This is a genomic window from Nitrospirota bacterium (genome assembly GCA_016235245.1).
Lineage (GTDB): Bacteria > Nitrospirota > Thermodesulfovibrionia > Thermodesulfovibrionales > UBA6898 > UBA6898.
Genome location: JACRLO010000010.1, coordinates 40,982 through 57,807 on the forward strand (window position 1 = coordinate 40,982; position 16,826 = coordinate 57,807).

At 51.1% G+C, this 16,826-nt stretch carries 9 protein-coding genes and 1 pseudogene; 5 read left to right on the forward strand and 5 right to left on the reverse strand.

Going from position 1 to position 16,826, the window contains the following annotated elements; all coding sequences use genetic code 11:
• Nucleotide 1: 1 nt before the first annotated feature.
• The 4 genes and pseudogenes from HZB31_04940 to HZB31_04955 form a co-directional block, all read right to left on the reverse strand.
• Complete coding sequence (locus tag HZB31_04940) at nucleotides 2–1,456, reverse strand: HAMP domain-containing protein (protein ID MBI5847286.1); 1,455 nt, start codon at nucleotides 1,454–1,456, stop codon at nucleotides 2–4.
• Between the two features lie 112 nt (nucleotides 1,457–1,568).
• Nucleotides 1,569–1,907 carry a hypothetical protein gene (locus HZB31_04945; GenBank protein ID MBI5847287.1) on the reverse strand — a complete coding sequence of 113 codons (339 nt, stop codon included), beginning with the start codon at nucleotides 1,905–1,907 and terminating at the stop codon, nucleotides 1,569–1,571.
• 159 nt (nucleotides 1,908–2,066) lie between these two features.
• Nucleotides 2,067–2,879: a menaquinone biosynthesis protein gene (locus tag HZB31_04950; protein MBI5847288.1), complete on the reverse strand. Its 813-nt coding sequence runs from the start codon at nucleotides 2,877–2,879 to the stop codon at nucleotides 2,067–2,069.
• Nucleotides 2,876–4,321 (reverse strand): annotated as a pseudogene (locus tag HZB31_04955) (RtcB family protein). The gene HZB31_04950 and the pseudogene HZB31_04955 overlap by 4 nt, the downstream one beginning before the upstream one ends.
• A gap of 162 nt (nucleotides 4,322–4,483) precedes the next feature.
• Between HZB31_04955 and HZB31_04960 the strand changes: the two are divergent.
• A complete protein-coding gene (locus HZB31_04960) occupies nucleotides 4,484–6,979 on the forward strand; it encodes a response regulator (GenBank protein ID MBI5847289.1) in 2,496 nt (831 codons plus the stop codon).
• A 66-nt stretch (nucleotides 6,980–7,045) separates the two neighbouring features.
• On the opposite strand, the gene HZB31_04965 is transcribed toward HZB31_04960, so the two are convergent.
• Nucleotides 7,046–7,462: an archease gene (locus HZB31_04965; GenBank protein MBI5847290.1), complete on the reverse strand. Its 417-nt coding sequence runs from the start codon at nucleotides 7,460–7,462 to the stop codon at nucleotides 7,046–7,048.
• A gap of 139 nt (nucleotides 7,463–7,601) precedes the next feature.
• Between HZB31_04965 and HZB31_04970 the strand changes: the two genes are divergently transcribed.
• From HZB31_04970 to HZB31_04985, 4 genes are all read left to right on the forward strand, one after another.
• Complete coding sequence (locus tag HZB31_04970; GenBank protein MBI5847291.1) at nucleotides 7,602–9,947, forward strand: PAS domain S-box protein; 2,346 nt, start codon at nucleotides 7,602–7,604, stop codon at nucleotides 9,945–9,947.
• A gap of 57 nt (nucleotides 9,948–10,004) precedes the next feature.
• Nucleotides 10,005–13,262 carry a PAS domain S-box protein gene (locus HZB31_04975; GenBank protein MBI5847292.1) on the forward strand — a complete coding sequence of 1,086 codons (3,258 nt, stop codon included), beginning with the start codon at nucleotides 10,005–10,007 and terminating at the stop codon, nucleotides 13,260–13,262.
• Nucleotides 13,259–13,897 carry a response regulator gene (locus tag HZB31_04980; protein MBI5847293.1) on the forward strand — a complete coding sequence of 213 codons (639 nt, stop codon included), beginning with the start codon at nucleotides 13,259–13,261 and terminating at the stop codon, nucleotides 13,895–13,897. Before HZB31_04975 ends, HZB31_04980 begins: the two co-directional genes overlap by 4 nt.
• A gap of 218 nt (nucleotides 13,898–14,115) precedes the next feature.
• Nucleotides 14,116–16,826: transporter substrate-binding domain-containing protein (locus HZB31_04985; GenBank protein MBI5847294.1), on the forward strand; the 2,711-nt coding region annotated here is incomplete at its 3' end.

The window sequence follows — 16,826 nt, forward strand, 5'->3', positions numbered from 1 at the left end:
ATTACGCCTCCCTTTCCAGCGGCAGAGTTATGGTAAATGTGGTGCCTCTGCCTTCTGCGCTTTTTATCTCTACGCTCCCTTTATGTTCTTCAATGACCCTTTTTGTCAGGGCAAGTCCGAGCCCGAGCCCTGTGGTCTTTGTGGTAAAAAAAGGGTCAAAGACTTTTGCGATGCGGTCCCCGGGGATCCCGATGCCCGTATCTTCAATAACGCAAAGAAAACTGCTGCCACGCTGCGATGTCGTGACGGTAAGTAATCCTCCCGCAGGCATCGCCTGAAAGGAGTTGAGGATGATATTGTACAGGCAGGTCTTGATGAACTCCGGATCGATGGAGAGTTCCGGAAGCGACTCGCAGGACTTTCGGATTTCGATATCTTCCATCTGTGCCTTGGCCGTTACCAGATCGATCACTTCATCGATCAGTTTGTCCATATCGGTCATCACGCGGTTTAGTTCAAGGGGCCTCCCGAATTCGAGGAAACTCTCGGCGAACCTGCTTACCCGCTGAATCTCCTTCTTGATGTTCACGATCATGGATTCGAATTTCTGCTGCGTGGCGTTGTCAGCCGGCCTGTATTTTTCCCTGATCAGGTCGATCGAAAGACTGATGAAGTTGAGTGGGTTCTTGATCTCGTGGGCGATGCTGGTGGCGAACTGGCCGATACCCGCAAGATGCTCCGCTTTTCGCAGTTTCTCTTCAAGGTCGCGCTGCTCCCGGAGGCGTTCGACCATAAAGTTGAAACTCTGTGCCAGTTTTCCGATCTCGTCTTTCCTGTCTGCGTTCAGCTCGTGATTCAGATTGCCCGATGCAACGCTCTGTGCTACTCGCACGACCTCTTCGATCGGCTTGGTGTAGCTCCTTGCAAGATAGACGGTCAGGAGCATACCGATGCCGAAGACAAATATGACCGCAAAGAGCCTGGCAAAAAGACGCTTTCGCATGAAGGTAGAGAAGTCGTCGGTATTGATCGTCAGATGGATATAGCCAAAATGCTTTTCGCCTGCAACAACGGGGATGATTACATTGTAAGCGTGACCTTCGCCGGGCACGGTTTCTCCTAACTCTGCCTTGAAGATCAGTTCCTTCCGCTTTGTAGCAGGATCTTTGCCGATCTTCCTGGGATCGGTACTGGAGATGATCTTATCCGAGCTCGTGCTGATGATGGATATCTCCTTGACTCCCTTTGTGTTCAGTTTTTTCAGGTAGTCCTGAAGCCGCTTTTCGTCAGTCGCCCCGGTGCTGGTCACTTCCTCAACACCGACCTGAATGGCCTTGGAGAGTTCCACGGTCTGGCTCTCGAACTCACGGTACATCGCCTTTTCTGTCTGAAAATAAAGGAAAAAATAGACGGTCAGAAGGCTTGTGCTCAGCAGCAGCATCATGGCGACCAGTTTCTGGTTAAGGGAAAGCCTGAGGAAATAGTCCCGGAGGCTGTTTCTGATGATAAAGCGCATGGTGTTATTGTTAAGGAATTGTCTCTGCTCTGTCAATCAGGGGAGGTTGCGGGTAAAAACATCTCCCCGGGATCGGTGCCCCGGGGAGATGTTCAGTAAACAGACATCAGGATTAATAGCCTCCTGTTGCCTTCTTTGCAGGAGCAGCAGGCTTCTTCTCTTCAGCCTTCGGAGCAGCAGCCGGTGCAGGAGCAGCAGCCTTCTTTTCCTCAGCCTTTGCAGGAGCAGCGGCCTTCTTCTCTTCAGCCTTCGGAGCATCTTTCTTCTCCGCAGCCTTCTTTGCCTTCTTTGCATCCTTCTTGTCAGCTGCCTTGTCGTCAGCCTTCTTTTCCTCAGCCTTTGCAGGAGCAGCGGCCTTCTTCTCCTCAGCCTTTGTGGCATCTGCAGCAAATGCTGCGGTGACTGCGAATGCGAACATGAGAGCAATGATCAGCGCTAATACTTTCTTCATACTTGTGTCACCTCCTTTCATCGGGAATTATGTCTGAGTTTTTCAGCAACCTGATTACAATCAATTCAGGAGCATACAACTTTTGTGCCATAAAAAATACAATAAAAACTGCACGCTGCGCAAGTAACTATTTCCGATTTGGGGAAAAACCGTGCTTTTTCAGGAAGATATCTCTGCCGGCAGCAGGCCCAGCTCCGTCGCATATTGTCTGAAGAGAGCAAAACCTTTTTTGTGGGCAGCGCTGAAGGTATAGGAAATGCCTCTCCAGTAGTCGGCCAGCTGTTTTTCCGGAAGGATGCTTCGGAAGGGCGATACTGCGGCAATGCCGTCCAGATCACCAAGCGCACGCTGCTGCGCTCCTTCCAGATCGGACACAAACCTTCTGACGAGCGACTCTTTTTCCCTGCGGCTCTCTTTTCTTAAAAGCCAGAGCGCATACGTGAAGGGAAGTCCGGTATGCTCTGTCCAGAGTTGTCCCAGGTCATAGATATGCAGGTCCGGCCAGTTTGCTGCCTCGGTGAGTGCGTCATCACCGATCAGGAGATACGCGGCATGAGACCTGATCGCTTTCCCGAGCGGTTCCGCTGTCTGCAGATATCTGCAGGAGAGGCCATAAAATTTTCTGAGGGTGATCTGGAGCAATGCAATGGATGTCTCCGACTGTGAGGTCAGGAGGATTGTTTCACCTTCAAGATCCCCGATCGGTTTTTTGCTGAAGAGCAGCACGCTTCCGACCGGCCCGTTTGAATCGATCGAATGGTTTTCGATGATATCGTACAAGGCAGGGTTCTTCAGGTATTCGATGGAAGAGGACGGGCTGATGTCGATACTTCCTTCCCTGAGCATCCGGTTGAGGGCTGAAGGCACGCCCTCGACGAATTCATACGACGAGCAGTCCGCATCTCTTTCAAGCATATAAAAGATGGGCCAGACATTGGCGTAGGAGATCTTGCCGATTTTAAGTTTCATCATCCCTTTACCACTCCCATGGGCCGCAGACGTGCGACCTTTGTTGATATCCCTGCCTTATGCACCACATCGACAACATTCGAGATATCCTTGTATGCCTCTGACATCTCTTCAGCGAGCGTCTCCCTTCCTGCTGACCGCACGATGATGCCTCTGTCTTCCATTTCCCGCCAGATCGCCCGGCCCTTTGCGCGGCGTATTGCCTGGTGGCGGGACATTATCCTGCCTGCGCCGTGGCAGGTCGAGCCGAAGGTCTCCTGCATCGCCTTTTCGGTGCCTAACAGGACATAGGATGCCCTTCCCATATCGCCGGGGATCAGCACTGGCTGACCGAGATGCCTGTATGCCTCAGGCAGTTCAGGATGACCCGGTGGAAACGCCCTCGTAGCTCCTTTCCGGTGCACCATCAGTTTTTTCTTTTTGCCATTGACGATATGCTCTTCGACCTTTGCGATGTTATGGGCGACATCATACATGAGCTGCATGCCGAGTTCCCTGGGGGAGGACCGCATCTCTTTCATGAACGCTTCCCGCGTCCAGTGCATGATGCACTGTCTGTTTGCCCAGGCATAGTTTGCGGCAGCCCGCATGGCCCCGAGATAGTCCCGAGCTTCGGGGCTCGAAACAGGTGCACAGGCGAGCTCCCTGTCATAGAGCATAATCCGATATTTCTTTGCCGCACGCTCCATAACTTCAAGAAAGTCAGTGCAGACCTGGTGGCCGAACCCGCGGGATCCGGTATGGATCATGACCGTAACCTGTCCCTCAAAAAGACCGAGCCCATCGGCTGCCTGCTGATCATAGATCTTATCAACATATTGTATTTCGAGAAAATGGTTTCCTGATCCGAGCGTTCCCTGCTGCGCCTGTCCGCGCTCGTATGCCTTGCCGCTGATCAGGGAAGGGTCAGCGTTATCAATGCAGCCGTGAGATTCGATGCGCTCAAGATCAGATGCTTCACCGTATCCGTTTTCCACGGCCCATTGCGCGCCTTTGATCAGCACCTGTTTTTCGTCATTCAGGCTGAGGCGTATCTTGCCCTTTGAACCGACGCCTGAAGGGATCTCCCTGTACAGGACCTCGACGAGGTCCCTGATCCTCGGGAGCACGTCCTGTTTCATCAGGTTGCTCCTGAGGAGTCGGACGCCTCAGTTTATGTCGTAGCCGACGCCTCCGGGAGAGATGATGCCATCCTGCAGGTCAAAGGCTGCTACGCCGCCGATCGGGAACCCATACCCGTTATGGATGTCAGGCATCGCAAGGGAAGCGCCTACAATGCCGGGAAGCGTGGCAACATTGGCCACCTGCTCGATTGCTGATGTCTCCAGATCCTTTTCAAGTGTGCGGTCAACATAGACGATGCCCTTTACCTGCATGCCGTCCTTGTATGAGACCGGGACCTCAAGCCTTGTATCGTCAAGCCTTTTCAGTTTTTCAAGTGACATAAATGCTCCTTTTTATGAAAGCTATATTGTTAAGTATATCGTAAAAGAGGGATAATCAATACAGGGAGCCGAAGAGTCAGGATGGTCCGGTGCCCATAATTTGACAAAAAAATCTTTTCATGAAAACATGAAATCAGCGCAGAGGGAAGAGCTAGGATACCCATGACAGCAAAGCAATTTTTTGACACGAAGCAGTCCCTTTCACGGCAGGCTCTGCTGAGGATGGCACTGCGCATCGCCCTGGTCATTGTCATTGCTACCGGGGTGAGTTATTGGCATGTCTACAGCACCTTGCGGTCCTCAGTCTTCATGAATCTGACAAACTACGTTGATCTGCGCAGCAAGGCAGAGAGCGAGCAATTCCTGCTTGCGGAACGGCAGTCTGTGATGGTGCGCGATGAATTTCTGCACCGTCTGCAGGAAATGGGCGATCGTGATCCAAAGGCTGAGTTTGACCGAATCTTCGTACGCGAGTCTGACGGCCTTATACGTGTTCGTCCGGAGATCAATGACCACCGTCGTCATGCGACCGTATATCTGCGCCATGATGTCCCGATAACACCGGATCTGCGGAGGCGTGTATATCTCGGCTGGCAGCTTCTCGATCAGTGGGGACCGATGCTGGTGAACCGTTTTTTCAGCGGCTTCATGAATATGCCGGAACAGCTTTCGATCAACTTCTGCCCGTCCGCAGACTGGGGGAGATCGGCCACGCGCGAGACAGACATTACCACTTACGAAACGTACTGGCGGGCAACAATTGGAAGGAACCCTGAACGACTGCCCTTCTGGACATCAGTATACTATGACCCCGGGGCTAAAGCCTGGATGCTCTCCCGTGTGACTCCTGGTGACGATAAGGGGCGGTGGGTAGTAACAGGCGGACAGGACGTGGAGGTAGCTGACCTCATCAGACGGACTGTCTCCAACCATGTCGAGCAGGGCACCTGGAACTTTATTGTTGATGCCCAATCAAACCTGATCGCTCACCCAAACCTGACAGACCAGATAGAAAAGTCAGGCGGCAACCTGCATGTAAGCACGCTTGGGGATGCTGAATTGGCGGCAATGGTAAGGGCTGTGCTTGACTCGGCTAAGAATATTGCCTCTACGATCGAGCCGTCCGGCCTGGATGTTTTTCTGGGAGTCTCCCGCATCAAAGGGCCCGAATGGTTCTTTGTCACCGTCTATCCACGGAAGCTGTTGACCGCTCTGGCCTTCTCGACAGCACGCATCATTTTTGCGATCGGCTTTGCCTCGCTTCTTCTTGAACTTATCATTATGGCGGTCATCCTGCGCCGCAGGGTTGCGGAGCCGATAGCCCAAACTGTTATCGCGACCGAAAGGATCAGCCGCGGTGATTACACAGTCCGCCTCGATGGCCGGCGCAATGATGAACTGGGCCTTCTTGCCGCATCAGTCAACCGGATGGCAGAGACGATTGGTGAGCGTGATGCCGAGCTGATGCGGCAATACAGAGAGCTCCAGGACGCGAAGAATATTCAGCAGGAGCAGCAGAGGCTCGAAAGCATTGGCACCCTTGCGGGCGGCATTGCCCATGATTTCAACAATATCCTTGGCGCTATTATTGGCTACACGCAGTTCGCCCTCATGAGGGGAAAAGATGATGAGCGCTGGAAGACCGACCTGCAGAATGTGCTTGCCGCATCTGACAGGGCATCGGCGCTGGTACGCCAGATCCTGACGTTCAGCCGTAAGCAGCTGCAAGAGAAGGTCCCTCTGCAGCTTTCCCTGATAGTCAAAGAGACCGTGAAACTGCTGCGTGCATCCATCCCATCCACTATTGAGATCCAGGAGGAGATCACTTCGGCGGCCACAATTCTGGCCGATATGACCCAAATTCATCAGGTGATCATGAACCTCTGTACCAATGCCTATCAGTCGATGGAGCAGGGGCAGGTTGGGGTGCTCAGCATAACTCTTAAAGATATCGATAGCGGGCAGGCCGGGATGGGCGATGATTATCATCTGCCGCAGGGAAGGTATGCAATGCTTACGGTTAGCGATACCGGCTGCGGTATGGACAGGGAGACGATGTCAAAGATCTTTGATCCTTACTTTACCACTAAGGAGCAGGGCAGGGGCACCGGCCTGGGTCTGGCGGTGACCCGTGGCATTGTCGAAAGCCATAATGGTCTGATCACGGTGAAGAGTGAACCCGGGCAGGGCACGACCTTCACGGTTTATCTGCCGATAATTCAGGAACAGGCAGCAACAGAGACGAAAGAAACGGTTAAGCCCGTTCCTGTCCTGATAGGTTATGGGCGGGTTATGGTTGTGGATGATGAGAGATCTCTGCGTGAGCTGACCTGCCGGTTCCTGACAGATGCCGGTTATGATGCAACAGCCTTTGCCAATGGTTTCGAGGCCTGGCAGGCGTTGTCTCAGAGCCCTGGCGACTGGGATCTCCTGCTAACCGATCAGACCATGCCTGAAATGACCGGTGATCAACTGGCGATCAGGGCGCTCGAGATCAGACCGGACCTGCCGGTTATTCTCTGTTCCGGTTTCAGCTCAAATTTGGAGGTCGATCAGTTAAAAAAGGCCGGAGTGGCCGCCTTTCTGGAGAAACCTATTGACAGGGACATGCTGCTTACGCAGGTCGCTATGGCGCTGAAGGCAAAAGAAACAGGCTGATCTTGTCCGCTTTTCTGCACTGCATTGCAGTGAGGTTTCTGTCATTGTCCGGCAGAGTCTGAGCAGTTAAATATCGAAAATGACCTCTGCCTCCCAGCGGTCTGTCCTCTTCTCTACCTTCAATTTATGATAGGTTGCTGCTTTGATCAATAATTTCCCTTCATGCCGGTCAGGGTCAAAGTCTCCTCCCGATAGTGTCGCTGCGACGCTGTTATGATCCAATGCCGTGATGGCAATGCTCTTTCCGACAAAACCATACGTGTCGAAATGGAATATCAGCTCGTTCAGAAACGAGACAAGGAGCCCTTCCAATGAGCTGCCTTGCGCCGAAACCTCGAGCGTTTTCGTGTTCTGAAATTCATTGATATTGGTAATAAGGCTGTACATGCCGATACCTGCGTTTGCAAAGAGCTCCGGCAGATCGTTTCCGAATACTCGTATGCCTGCATCGCCGGATATGTCCAGGATTTCGAACTGTTTCATTGATCTATAATATTCTCCGGGGAGTAAAATATGTCGTTATACCCTGAACTTTATGCTATAAAATATAATAACTACAATTATAAGGTATTTGCCGTAGTCTTTAAGATAATGAGATGTTCATACTGTGTTAAGGGGTGCCATGAAAGACGACGGAAAGACAAAAGAAGAGCTTATCCGGGAATTGACAGGACTACGCCGGGAGTTGGACGCGCTGCGGCAGAGCGAGGAGCGATTCTCCTCAATTTTTTCGAACATAGGCGTCGGTGTGGCGCTCATAAGTCCGCAGATGGAGATCATCTCCCTTAACCCTGTCATGAAACAGTGGTTCCCTCATATCGATGTCAGCAATCAGCCGATCTGCTACAAGAACTTTAATTCCCCGCCGGCCGAGGTTATCTGTTCATACTGCCCCACAACCCAGACCCTTCAGGACGGGGAAGTTCATCGGGCTACAACAGAGACCCCAATGCCGGGTGGATATCGCTCTTTTCTGGTGATGTCCTCGGCTGTTCGTGATGCTGAGGGGAAGATTATCGCAGCTATTGAAGTGGTCGAAGACATTACCGAGCGCAAACGTGCCAAGGATGCCTTGCGGTCAAGCGAAACGCTTCTGCAGGCTGTTATCGGCAGCTCTGCTGATATGATATTCGTCAAAGACCTCCAGGGGCGGTATCTGCTGATGAACAAGGCATGGTCAGATGTAACCGGCAGGGATTTTAAAGAGATGCGGGGTAAAGATGACTACGCGCTTTTCGTGCCTGAGGAAGCGGCAAGGGTCATGGCGGATGACAGGAGAATTATCAGTTCGGCCTCGTCTGTTATGTATGAGCATGTGTTGACGTTTGCAGGACAGAAGCGGATGATGCAGGTCAGAAAAGGGCCTGTGTTTGATGACCAGCACAATGTTGTAGGTGTTTACGGGATCTCGCGCGATATTACGGAGCGCAAAAAAATGGAGGATGCACTTCGTGACAGTGAGGCAAAATATCGGGAACTGGTCGAAAATGCAAACGTCATTATATTGAGGATGGCGCTTGATGGAACAGTGACGTATTTCAATGAGTTTGCCGAGCATTTTTTTGGATATTCAGCTGATGAAATCCTCGGCAAGCCTGTGGTCGGCACTATCGTCCCACGGCGGGAATCAGTCACCAATCGTGATCTCTCTGAAATGATTAATGCGGTATTGTCAGATCCGAAGCGCTATCAAGAGAATGAAAATGAGAACATCACGCGTGATGGCAGAAGGGTCTTTGTTCACTGGACCAACCGTATTGTATTTGGTTCAGGTGGAGAACCTATAGCAGTTCTCTCGATTGGCCGGGATATTACAGAACGAAGGCATGCTGCTGAGGAGCGTCTCAAACTCCAGAAACTGGAATCTCTCGGAGTTCTTGCCGGCGGCATAGCCCATGACTTTAACAACCTGCTGCAGGGAGTATTTGGATACATGTCTATGGCCCGGCTGAACATCGATCGTAAAGAAAAAGCACTGGCCATGCTTGATCAGGCCGGAAAGGCCCTGGAGATGACAACTAATCTGACCGGTCAGCTTTTGACTTTTTCTAAGGGCGGCAGGCCGGTAAAAAAGAGAATCATATTGGCTGAGGTTATCGAGAACGCTGCGAAGTTCGCCTTGAGCGGTTCACGGGTTGATTACCGGCTGACGGTGGAGAAGGGCTTGTGGGCAGCCGAGGCAGATGAAGGCCAGTTCGGGCAGGTGATCCAGAACATGGTGTTGAATGCGGCAGAAGCAATGCCTGAGGGCGGGACGATAGAGATCGCAGCAGACAACATAGAACTTGCCAAAGGGAGTAAGCAGGCAATATCGGACGGTGGACGGTTTGTCAGGATACAGATCAGAGACACCGGCATTGGGATATCTGAGCTGCATCTATCGAAGATATTTGATCCTTATTTTACGACAAAACAGAAGGGCAGCGGGCTTGGGCTTGCCTCCTCGTATTCCATAGTAAAGAACCACGGTGGAGTGATAGAAGTAGACTCTGAACAGGGCAAGGGCAGTTGTTTTTCTCTTTATCTGCCTTCCTGTGAGACTGAGGAGGAAGCAGAAGCTCAAGCATCGCCCGGCACCGGACGATCACGGCGAATTCTTCTGATGGACGATGAAGAGATTGTGCGGGATGTGGCAAAGGAGATGTTCGAAGAACTCGGCCATGAAGTGGAAAGTGCTGCTGACGGAGCGGCCGCCCTGGAGAAGTTCTGGCAGGCAAAGGAGGACGGCAGGCCTTTTGATATTGTTATCTTTGATCTGACGATCAAGGGTGGCATGGGCGGCGAGGAGGCTATCAGGATTCTGCGCGAGTCAGATCCAGCGGTGAAGGCAATCGTCTCAAGCGGCTACGCTGATACCCCGGTGATGTCAGAATTCCGGTCATATGGGTTTGCGGCAGTTCTGAACAAGCCTTACAGAATCGAAGCGCTCGAAGACTGCCTGAATACTCTGCTTGTAGATTTAGAATAGGCCTGCGGAGCTCATCGTGTATCCCGAAGGATGCTTCGTTACCAGAGAAAGCGTTTGATGAAAACCGAACCGAAACTCAGAGAATTGCTTTTCCTCATCGGCCTGATCGCTGCAGGCCTTGCAGGCAACTATTTCAACTACGAACTATTTTTTGACATTCAGTTTATTTTCGGCGGTATCTTTGCCATGCTGGCTCTTCAGATATTCGGTCTCCGCATGGGGGTCCTTTCGGCCTTTATTATTAGTTCCAGTACGCTTTCTCTCTGGAATCATCCCTGGGCAATGGTGATCATGACGTGTGAAGTGTTTTGTGCCGGCTTGCTCAATGACCGAAAAAAAGTCGACCTTGTTGTTGCTGATACGCTCTTCTGGGTATGCATCGGCATTCCGATGATCTTCCTCTTCTATTACGGAGTCATGCACCTGCCAATGTACAATGTCGCCGTCAGTATGATGAAGCAGGCGGTAAACGGAATCGCTAATGTTCTGGTGGCAAGGCTTGTCTTTATGATGATCTATTCCGGCGGCAGAGAAAAGCTGTTCAAGCTCCGGGATATCTTTTTCAATCTGCTCGCATTTTCAATATTGGCCACATCGCTGCTTCTACTGGCCAGCCAAAGCAGGCGAGAACTGGCCGAGACAGATATTGCAATTCGGGGCTCCCTCAGCAAGGCAGCAGAGAGAACTGACAGCAACCTTGAAACGTGGCTGAAGTCAAATATGAATATGATGGATCATCTTGCGCATATGGCACAGGGCAATACTGTGGCCAGAATGCAGCAGAGCATTGAACATATCCATTCCCTGGAGAAAGACCTTCTCCGCATTGGCCTTCTTGACAGAAATGCAACCGTTGTTGCCTTTTCTCCTCTTGTTGATGATCTTGGAACGCCGAATATTGGCATGAATTATGCCGACCGTCCATTTATTCCGGTCCTGAAAAAGAACCTCAGGACAATGCTCACTGAAGTAGAAATGGGGAGAGTTGGTGCACCCAGACCACGGGTGGCAATAGTGGCGCCTGTTGTTACTGGCGGACAATATTCAGGATATGTGATCGGGGTCCTGGATCTCGGTCGATTGAATGATATTATTGCATTAAACGCAAAGGGCCAGATCGTGAAGGACCTGAATTTTATCCTGCTGGACAAAAAAGGACGGGTTATTGTTACCAACAGAATTGATCTCAAGGTCATGGATGTGTACAACCGGCCGTCTGGAGAAATAATCCCGTTGGCCGAAGGCCTGTATCAGTGGCTGCCGTTAAGCAGAAAGAACATATCGAGATCTGATCGCTGGAAAGACTCGTTCTATGTAGCTGAAAGTAGGGTCGGAGGCACTTCAGAGTGGGGGTTGATACTGGAGTTGCCGATTGCCCCTGTTCAGCAAAGAATCTACGAAAAGTATGCAAAATATCTTTTTGAGATTTTCATGCTGCTGATGGCAGGGATGGCAGTTGCAAAGCTTCTGAGTCGTCGCATTGCGTCTCCGCTGGAAGCACTTGCCCTGATATCCTCAGATATTTCGGCTGAATTTGCGTCAGCTGACAAGATTGAATGGCCTTCAAGCAACATTGTTGATTTGCATATTCTGATAGAGAACTTCAGAAATATGATGCTGGCACTTGCCGGTCAGTTCAGAGAAGTTCAAAAAATGAATGAAGGCCTCGAACAGACCATTGAGAAGCGGACAGCGGACCTGCGCGAAAGCGAAGAGCGTTTTCGGAGCATGTTCGAAAAGGTCCATGTAGTCGCGCTGGTCATTGATCCGGCAGACGGGGCAATCATCGATGCCAATACTGCAGCAACAATGTTCTATGGGTGGTCACATGATCAGCTTCTGTCCATGAAGATATCTCAAATCAATATCTTGCAGGCTGAAGATGTCCGTAAAGAGATGCAGGCAGCCAAAACAGAACAGCGTTCCTTCTTTCTGTTCAAGCACCGACGGGCTGACGGCTCGATCAGGGATGTTGAAATTTATTCCGGCCCAATTCAGGCCGGCGGAAAGACTATGCTCTATTCTATTGTTCATGATATCTCCGAACGTAGACAGGCAGAAGAAAAGATAAAGCAGCTTATGAACGAGCAGCAGGTCATTCTTCAGACTGCACCGATCGGCATCAGCTTTATCAAAAACCGCAGGATCATATGGACCAATCCCTATGTCGAGAAGATCTTCGGCTATGAGCCTCAGGAACTCTGGGGGCTGAGTACCAGAGTCCTGTATGTGACCCAGGATGATTATGAACGAACGGGCGCAACAGGATATGCCCATATTGCCCTGGGAAAAAGCTATTCCACAGAATTGCTGCTTGTGAACAAGCAGGGCGAAACGTTCTGGGCCAGCCTGGTCGGGCAGGCGGTGAACCCAAACGATCCCGCCGATGGCTCGATATGGATGTTCCAGGATATTACGGAACGCCGGCATGCAGAAGATGTCCTCCGTGAGAAGACCGGACAGCTTGAACATCTGACATGCAATCTCGAAAAACAGGTCGAGGAGGAGATCGCTGCACGGACAAGAAACGAGCAGATCCTGATCCAGCAGTCAAAACTTGCGGCCATGGGTGAGATGTTAGGAGCTATTGCCCACCAGTGGCGCCAGCCGCTGAACAGCCTTGGCATGTGTGTCCAGAATATTCATGATGCATATATCCATGGCGATCTCAACAGATCGTATCTTGACAGAACCGTCCAGAAATCGATGGACCAGATACAGCACATGTCAAAAACCATCGATGACTTCCGGAATTTCTTCCGGCCCGATAAAGAGCTGTCAACGTTTGACACGATGACCGTGATCGGCGAAGTCCTTTCTCTCTTCTCCGCCCAGTTGACGTCAAACAATATTGCATTTCGTCTTACCTGTCATACCCATTCAAGAACTTTTGTGCAGGTTGGCGGCATCGAAGTCTGTCCGGAGAAGATTGTTGAGGGATACAGGAATGAATTCGAGCATGTGATCCTCAACCTGATAAGCAATGCCCAAGACTCAATAATAACCAGAAGAGAGACGGTCCAGGACAAATCATCCATAAAGGGGCTTATGACATTTGACTTCTTCAACAGGGATGACAATGTTATTATCGAGGTAGGCGACAACGGCACAGGCATCCCGGATGCGGTCATGCCACGTATATTCGAGCCCTATTTCACGATGAAAGAACAGTCAAAAGGCACAGGCATCGGACTTTACATGTCAAAGATAATTATAGAAGATCATATGAAAGGAAGTCTGACCGTGAAAAATGGTCCGGGAGGGGCTGTATTTACCATCATTTTGCGGCAGGCGGAAAAGGCGGGTATAGCTTGAACGAACAGGCACGATATGATATCTCGATATTATATGTAGAGGATGAGCCTTCAACACGTGAGGAGGTGCTGCTGTTTCTGCAACGCAGGGTGCGGGAAGTCTTTGCTGCAGCAGACGGCAGGGAGGGGCTTGAACTGTTCAGACAATACGCACCTGATCTTGTGATAACGGATATCCGGATGCCGGTGATGGACGGACTTGAGATGGCAAAGACGATTAAGGCGATCGATAGGGAGGCCAAAATCATTGTTACCAGTGCGCATAGTGACACCCCCTATCTGCTCTCTGCGATCGAAACAGGCATCGATGCCTATGTAATGAAACCGGTGGATACGGAAAAGCTGCTTGCTGCCATACAGAAGTGCAGCGAGGTCATCGAGTACCGGAAAAGGGAGCTGCTCTACCAGCAGGAGCAGCGGAAGTCGATGGAGCAACTGCAGGCAGCTCTTTCAAACGTGAAGCTCCTGTCCGGATTTCTGCCTATCTGCGCGGCATGCAAAAAGATCAGGGACGACAAGGGATACTGGCAGCAGATCGAGGCCTATATCCGCGACCATTCCGAGGCCGAATTTTCCCACGGCATCTGTCCTGACTGCGCAAAAAAACTCTATCCGGATATTTATAAAGAAGAGTAGCGTTTTCTGAGTTCTGCCTGCCTGCAAATGCACTGGCAGGAATACAGCCCGGAGGATATTGTATTGCGCGCAGGCGATTTGTCTTCTATAATCAGAGAAAGCTGAACGGGTAGGCAGATCGGTGGCTTAACAGTAATAAAAGGCAGATCGAAATGGATTACATGCGATTACTATCTCCAGGAATCTATCCCCGAAGATCACCCTGCTCGGTGAAGTCCATGCGTAACAGGCATTTCCTCCTCTGCTTTGTCGTCATTATTTTTATCGTGTTTCCGGCCATGCCTTCAAATGCCTTTACCGCACCGCCTCCTCAATCCCTCAGGGTCGTCATGGACAATAACTACCCGCCCTATGTCTTTCAAAACAGTGACGGCAGGCTGCAGGGTATCCTCATCGACCAATGGCGCTTATGGGAGCAGAAGACCGGCATCAGGGTTGAGATCAGCGCCATGGATTGGGGCAAGGCCCTCAGCCGTATGCAGGCCGGTGAATTCGATGTTATCGACACGATCTTCAAGACCGAGAAGCGCTCAGCCTGGCTTGATTTCACCAAGTCGTATGCGAGGCTTGAGGTGCCAATATTTTTTAACAGAAATATTACAGGTATAAGCGATGCAGCATCCCTGAAAGGTTTTGTGGTAGCTGCCAAGGCGGGCGATGACGCTGTTGATCTCCTGAAGCGCAACGGTATCGACAACTTGCTGCTTTTCGACAGCTACGAGGCAATTATCCGCGCTGCCAGGGAGCATAAAGTCAATGTCTTTGTTGTCGATAAACCGCCCGCACTCTATTTTCTTTACAAGTTTGGTATTCATGACGAGTTCAAACACTCAGCCCCCCTGCATGTAGGAGAATTCCATCGGGCTGTGCGCAAGGGGAGAGAAGATTTGCTGCAGGTGCTGCAGGAGGGCTTTGGCAGAATCTCGGCTGCCGAACTGAAAAAAATTGAAAACACCTGGGCCGGTTCATCCCTCACCGGTTCTTTTCCCTTCTGGATATTTAGTATTGTTGCCTGCAGTCTCGGCCTGCTGACCCTGGCCCTGTTCCTCTGGAATCGGTCCCTCCGTAGTGCGGTCAATACCAGAACGGCGGAACTGAAGGCAAGTGTTGAGGCACTGCGGGAATCCAATGAACAATTCTCCCTGTTTATGCGGCATTCACCCATTTATACGTACATCAAGGAAGTGACTCCTTCCGAGAGCCGCGTACTGCAGGCCAGTGATAATTTTAGACAGATGATCGGCATCGCCGGCCCGGACATGATGGGCAAGACCATGGCCGAGCTGTTTCCTGCCGAATTAGCCGCAAAGATGACCGCTGACGATTGGACGGTAGTGTCCAACGGTGAAGTTCTCAGGACAGATGAGGATTTGAATGGCCGCAACTATACCTCGATCAAATTCCCGATCGTCCTGGGCGATAAAACCCTGCTGGCGGGATACACAATCGACATCACCGAGCGCAGGCGGGCGGAGGAAGAGCTCGCTTCAATCACGCAGCGTTTTAAATTGGCGACCCAGGCTGCCAGGCTCGGCATATGGGATTGGGACCTCACCAGTAACGTGATGGTTTGGGATGCCCTTATGCTCAAACTCTACGGCCTTACGCCCGAGACATTTCCGGGAGGCATCGAGGCATGGCAGAACGGTCTTCATCCCGATGATCGTGACAGGGCTATTGAACAATGCCAGGCAACCTTAAGGGGAGAGCAGGAGTGGGATACGGACTTTAGAGTGCTGCACCCTGACGGAACCGTAAGACAGCTCAAAGCCAATGGAATTGTTATCAGGGATTCGGAGGGAACCCCTGTCCGCATGCTCGGCGTAAACTTTGACATCACCGAGCACCGGCAGCTCGAAAACCAGCTCAGACAGTCACAGAAGATGGAATCCATCGGCAATCTTGCGGGCGGTGTGGCCCATGACTTTAACAATATCCTGTCTGCCATAGTCGGCTATGGCCATCTGAGTCTGATGAAGATGGCAGAGGATGATCCTAATCGCCTGAACATTGAACACATACTTGAGGCCTCTGAGAAGGCAGCGCATCTTACGAAGGACCTGCTGCTGTTCAGCAGGAAACAGGCGATTGACAGAAAACCGGTTGAGCTTAATGAGATCATCGGGAAACTGCAGAAGTTTCTCATGAGGGTTATTGGAGAGGATATTATCTGCAGTACGACGCTCTCGGAAGAAAGGCTTGTCATATCGGCTGATTCACACCAGCTTGAGCAGGTTCTTATGAACCTCACGACAAATGCCCGTGATGCCATGCCAAAGGGAGGCACCTTCACGATCACGACAGAAGAGGTCACCCTGTCAGAAGAGTTTGCCTCTGCACGAGGGCTCAGTATGCCCGGGAGATATGCATTGATCAGTATTTCAGATACAGGCCATGGTATGGACAAGGAAACCAGGCAGAAGATCTTCGAGCCGTTCTTTACGACAAAAGAAGTAGGAAAAGGCACGGGACTCGGTCTTGCCGTTGCCTACGGCATTATCCGGCAGCATGAGGGGCATATCAGTGTTTATAGTGAGAAGGGGACAGGGTCGACATTCAGGATCTACCTGCCGCTTATGGCCTCAGCGGAATTTGAGGGGAAAGCACCGATTGTGGAAGAGCGGCCTGTTGTGGGCGGCAAGGAAACGATTTTGATAGCGGAGGACGATGAATCGCTTCGGAAACTTAACCATAGCGTCATGACGGAGTATGGGTACACGGTCATTGATGCTGTTGACGGCGAGGAAGCGGTTAACAAATTCAAGGACAACAGGGAGGCAATCAAGCTCCTTTTGTTCGACCTCATCATGCCAAAAATGAATGGCAGTGAAGCCTATGATGAGATACGGAAGATAGCCCCGGATTGTAAGATCATCTTTGCCAGCGGGTACTCTCCCGACATTGTCCGGCAGAAGGTGCTGCTCGATGC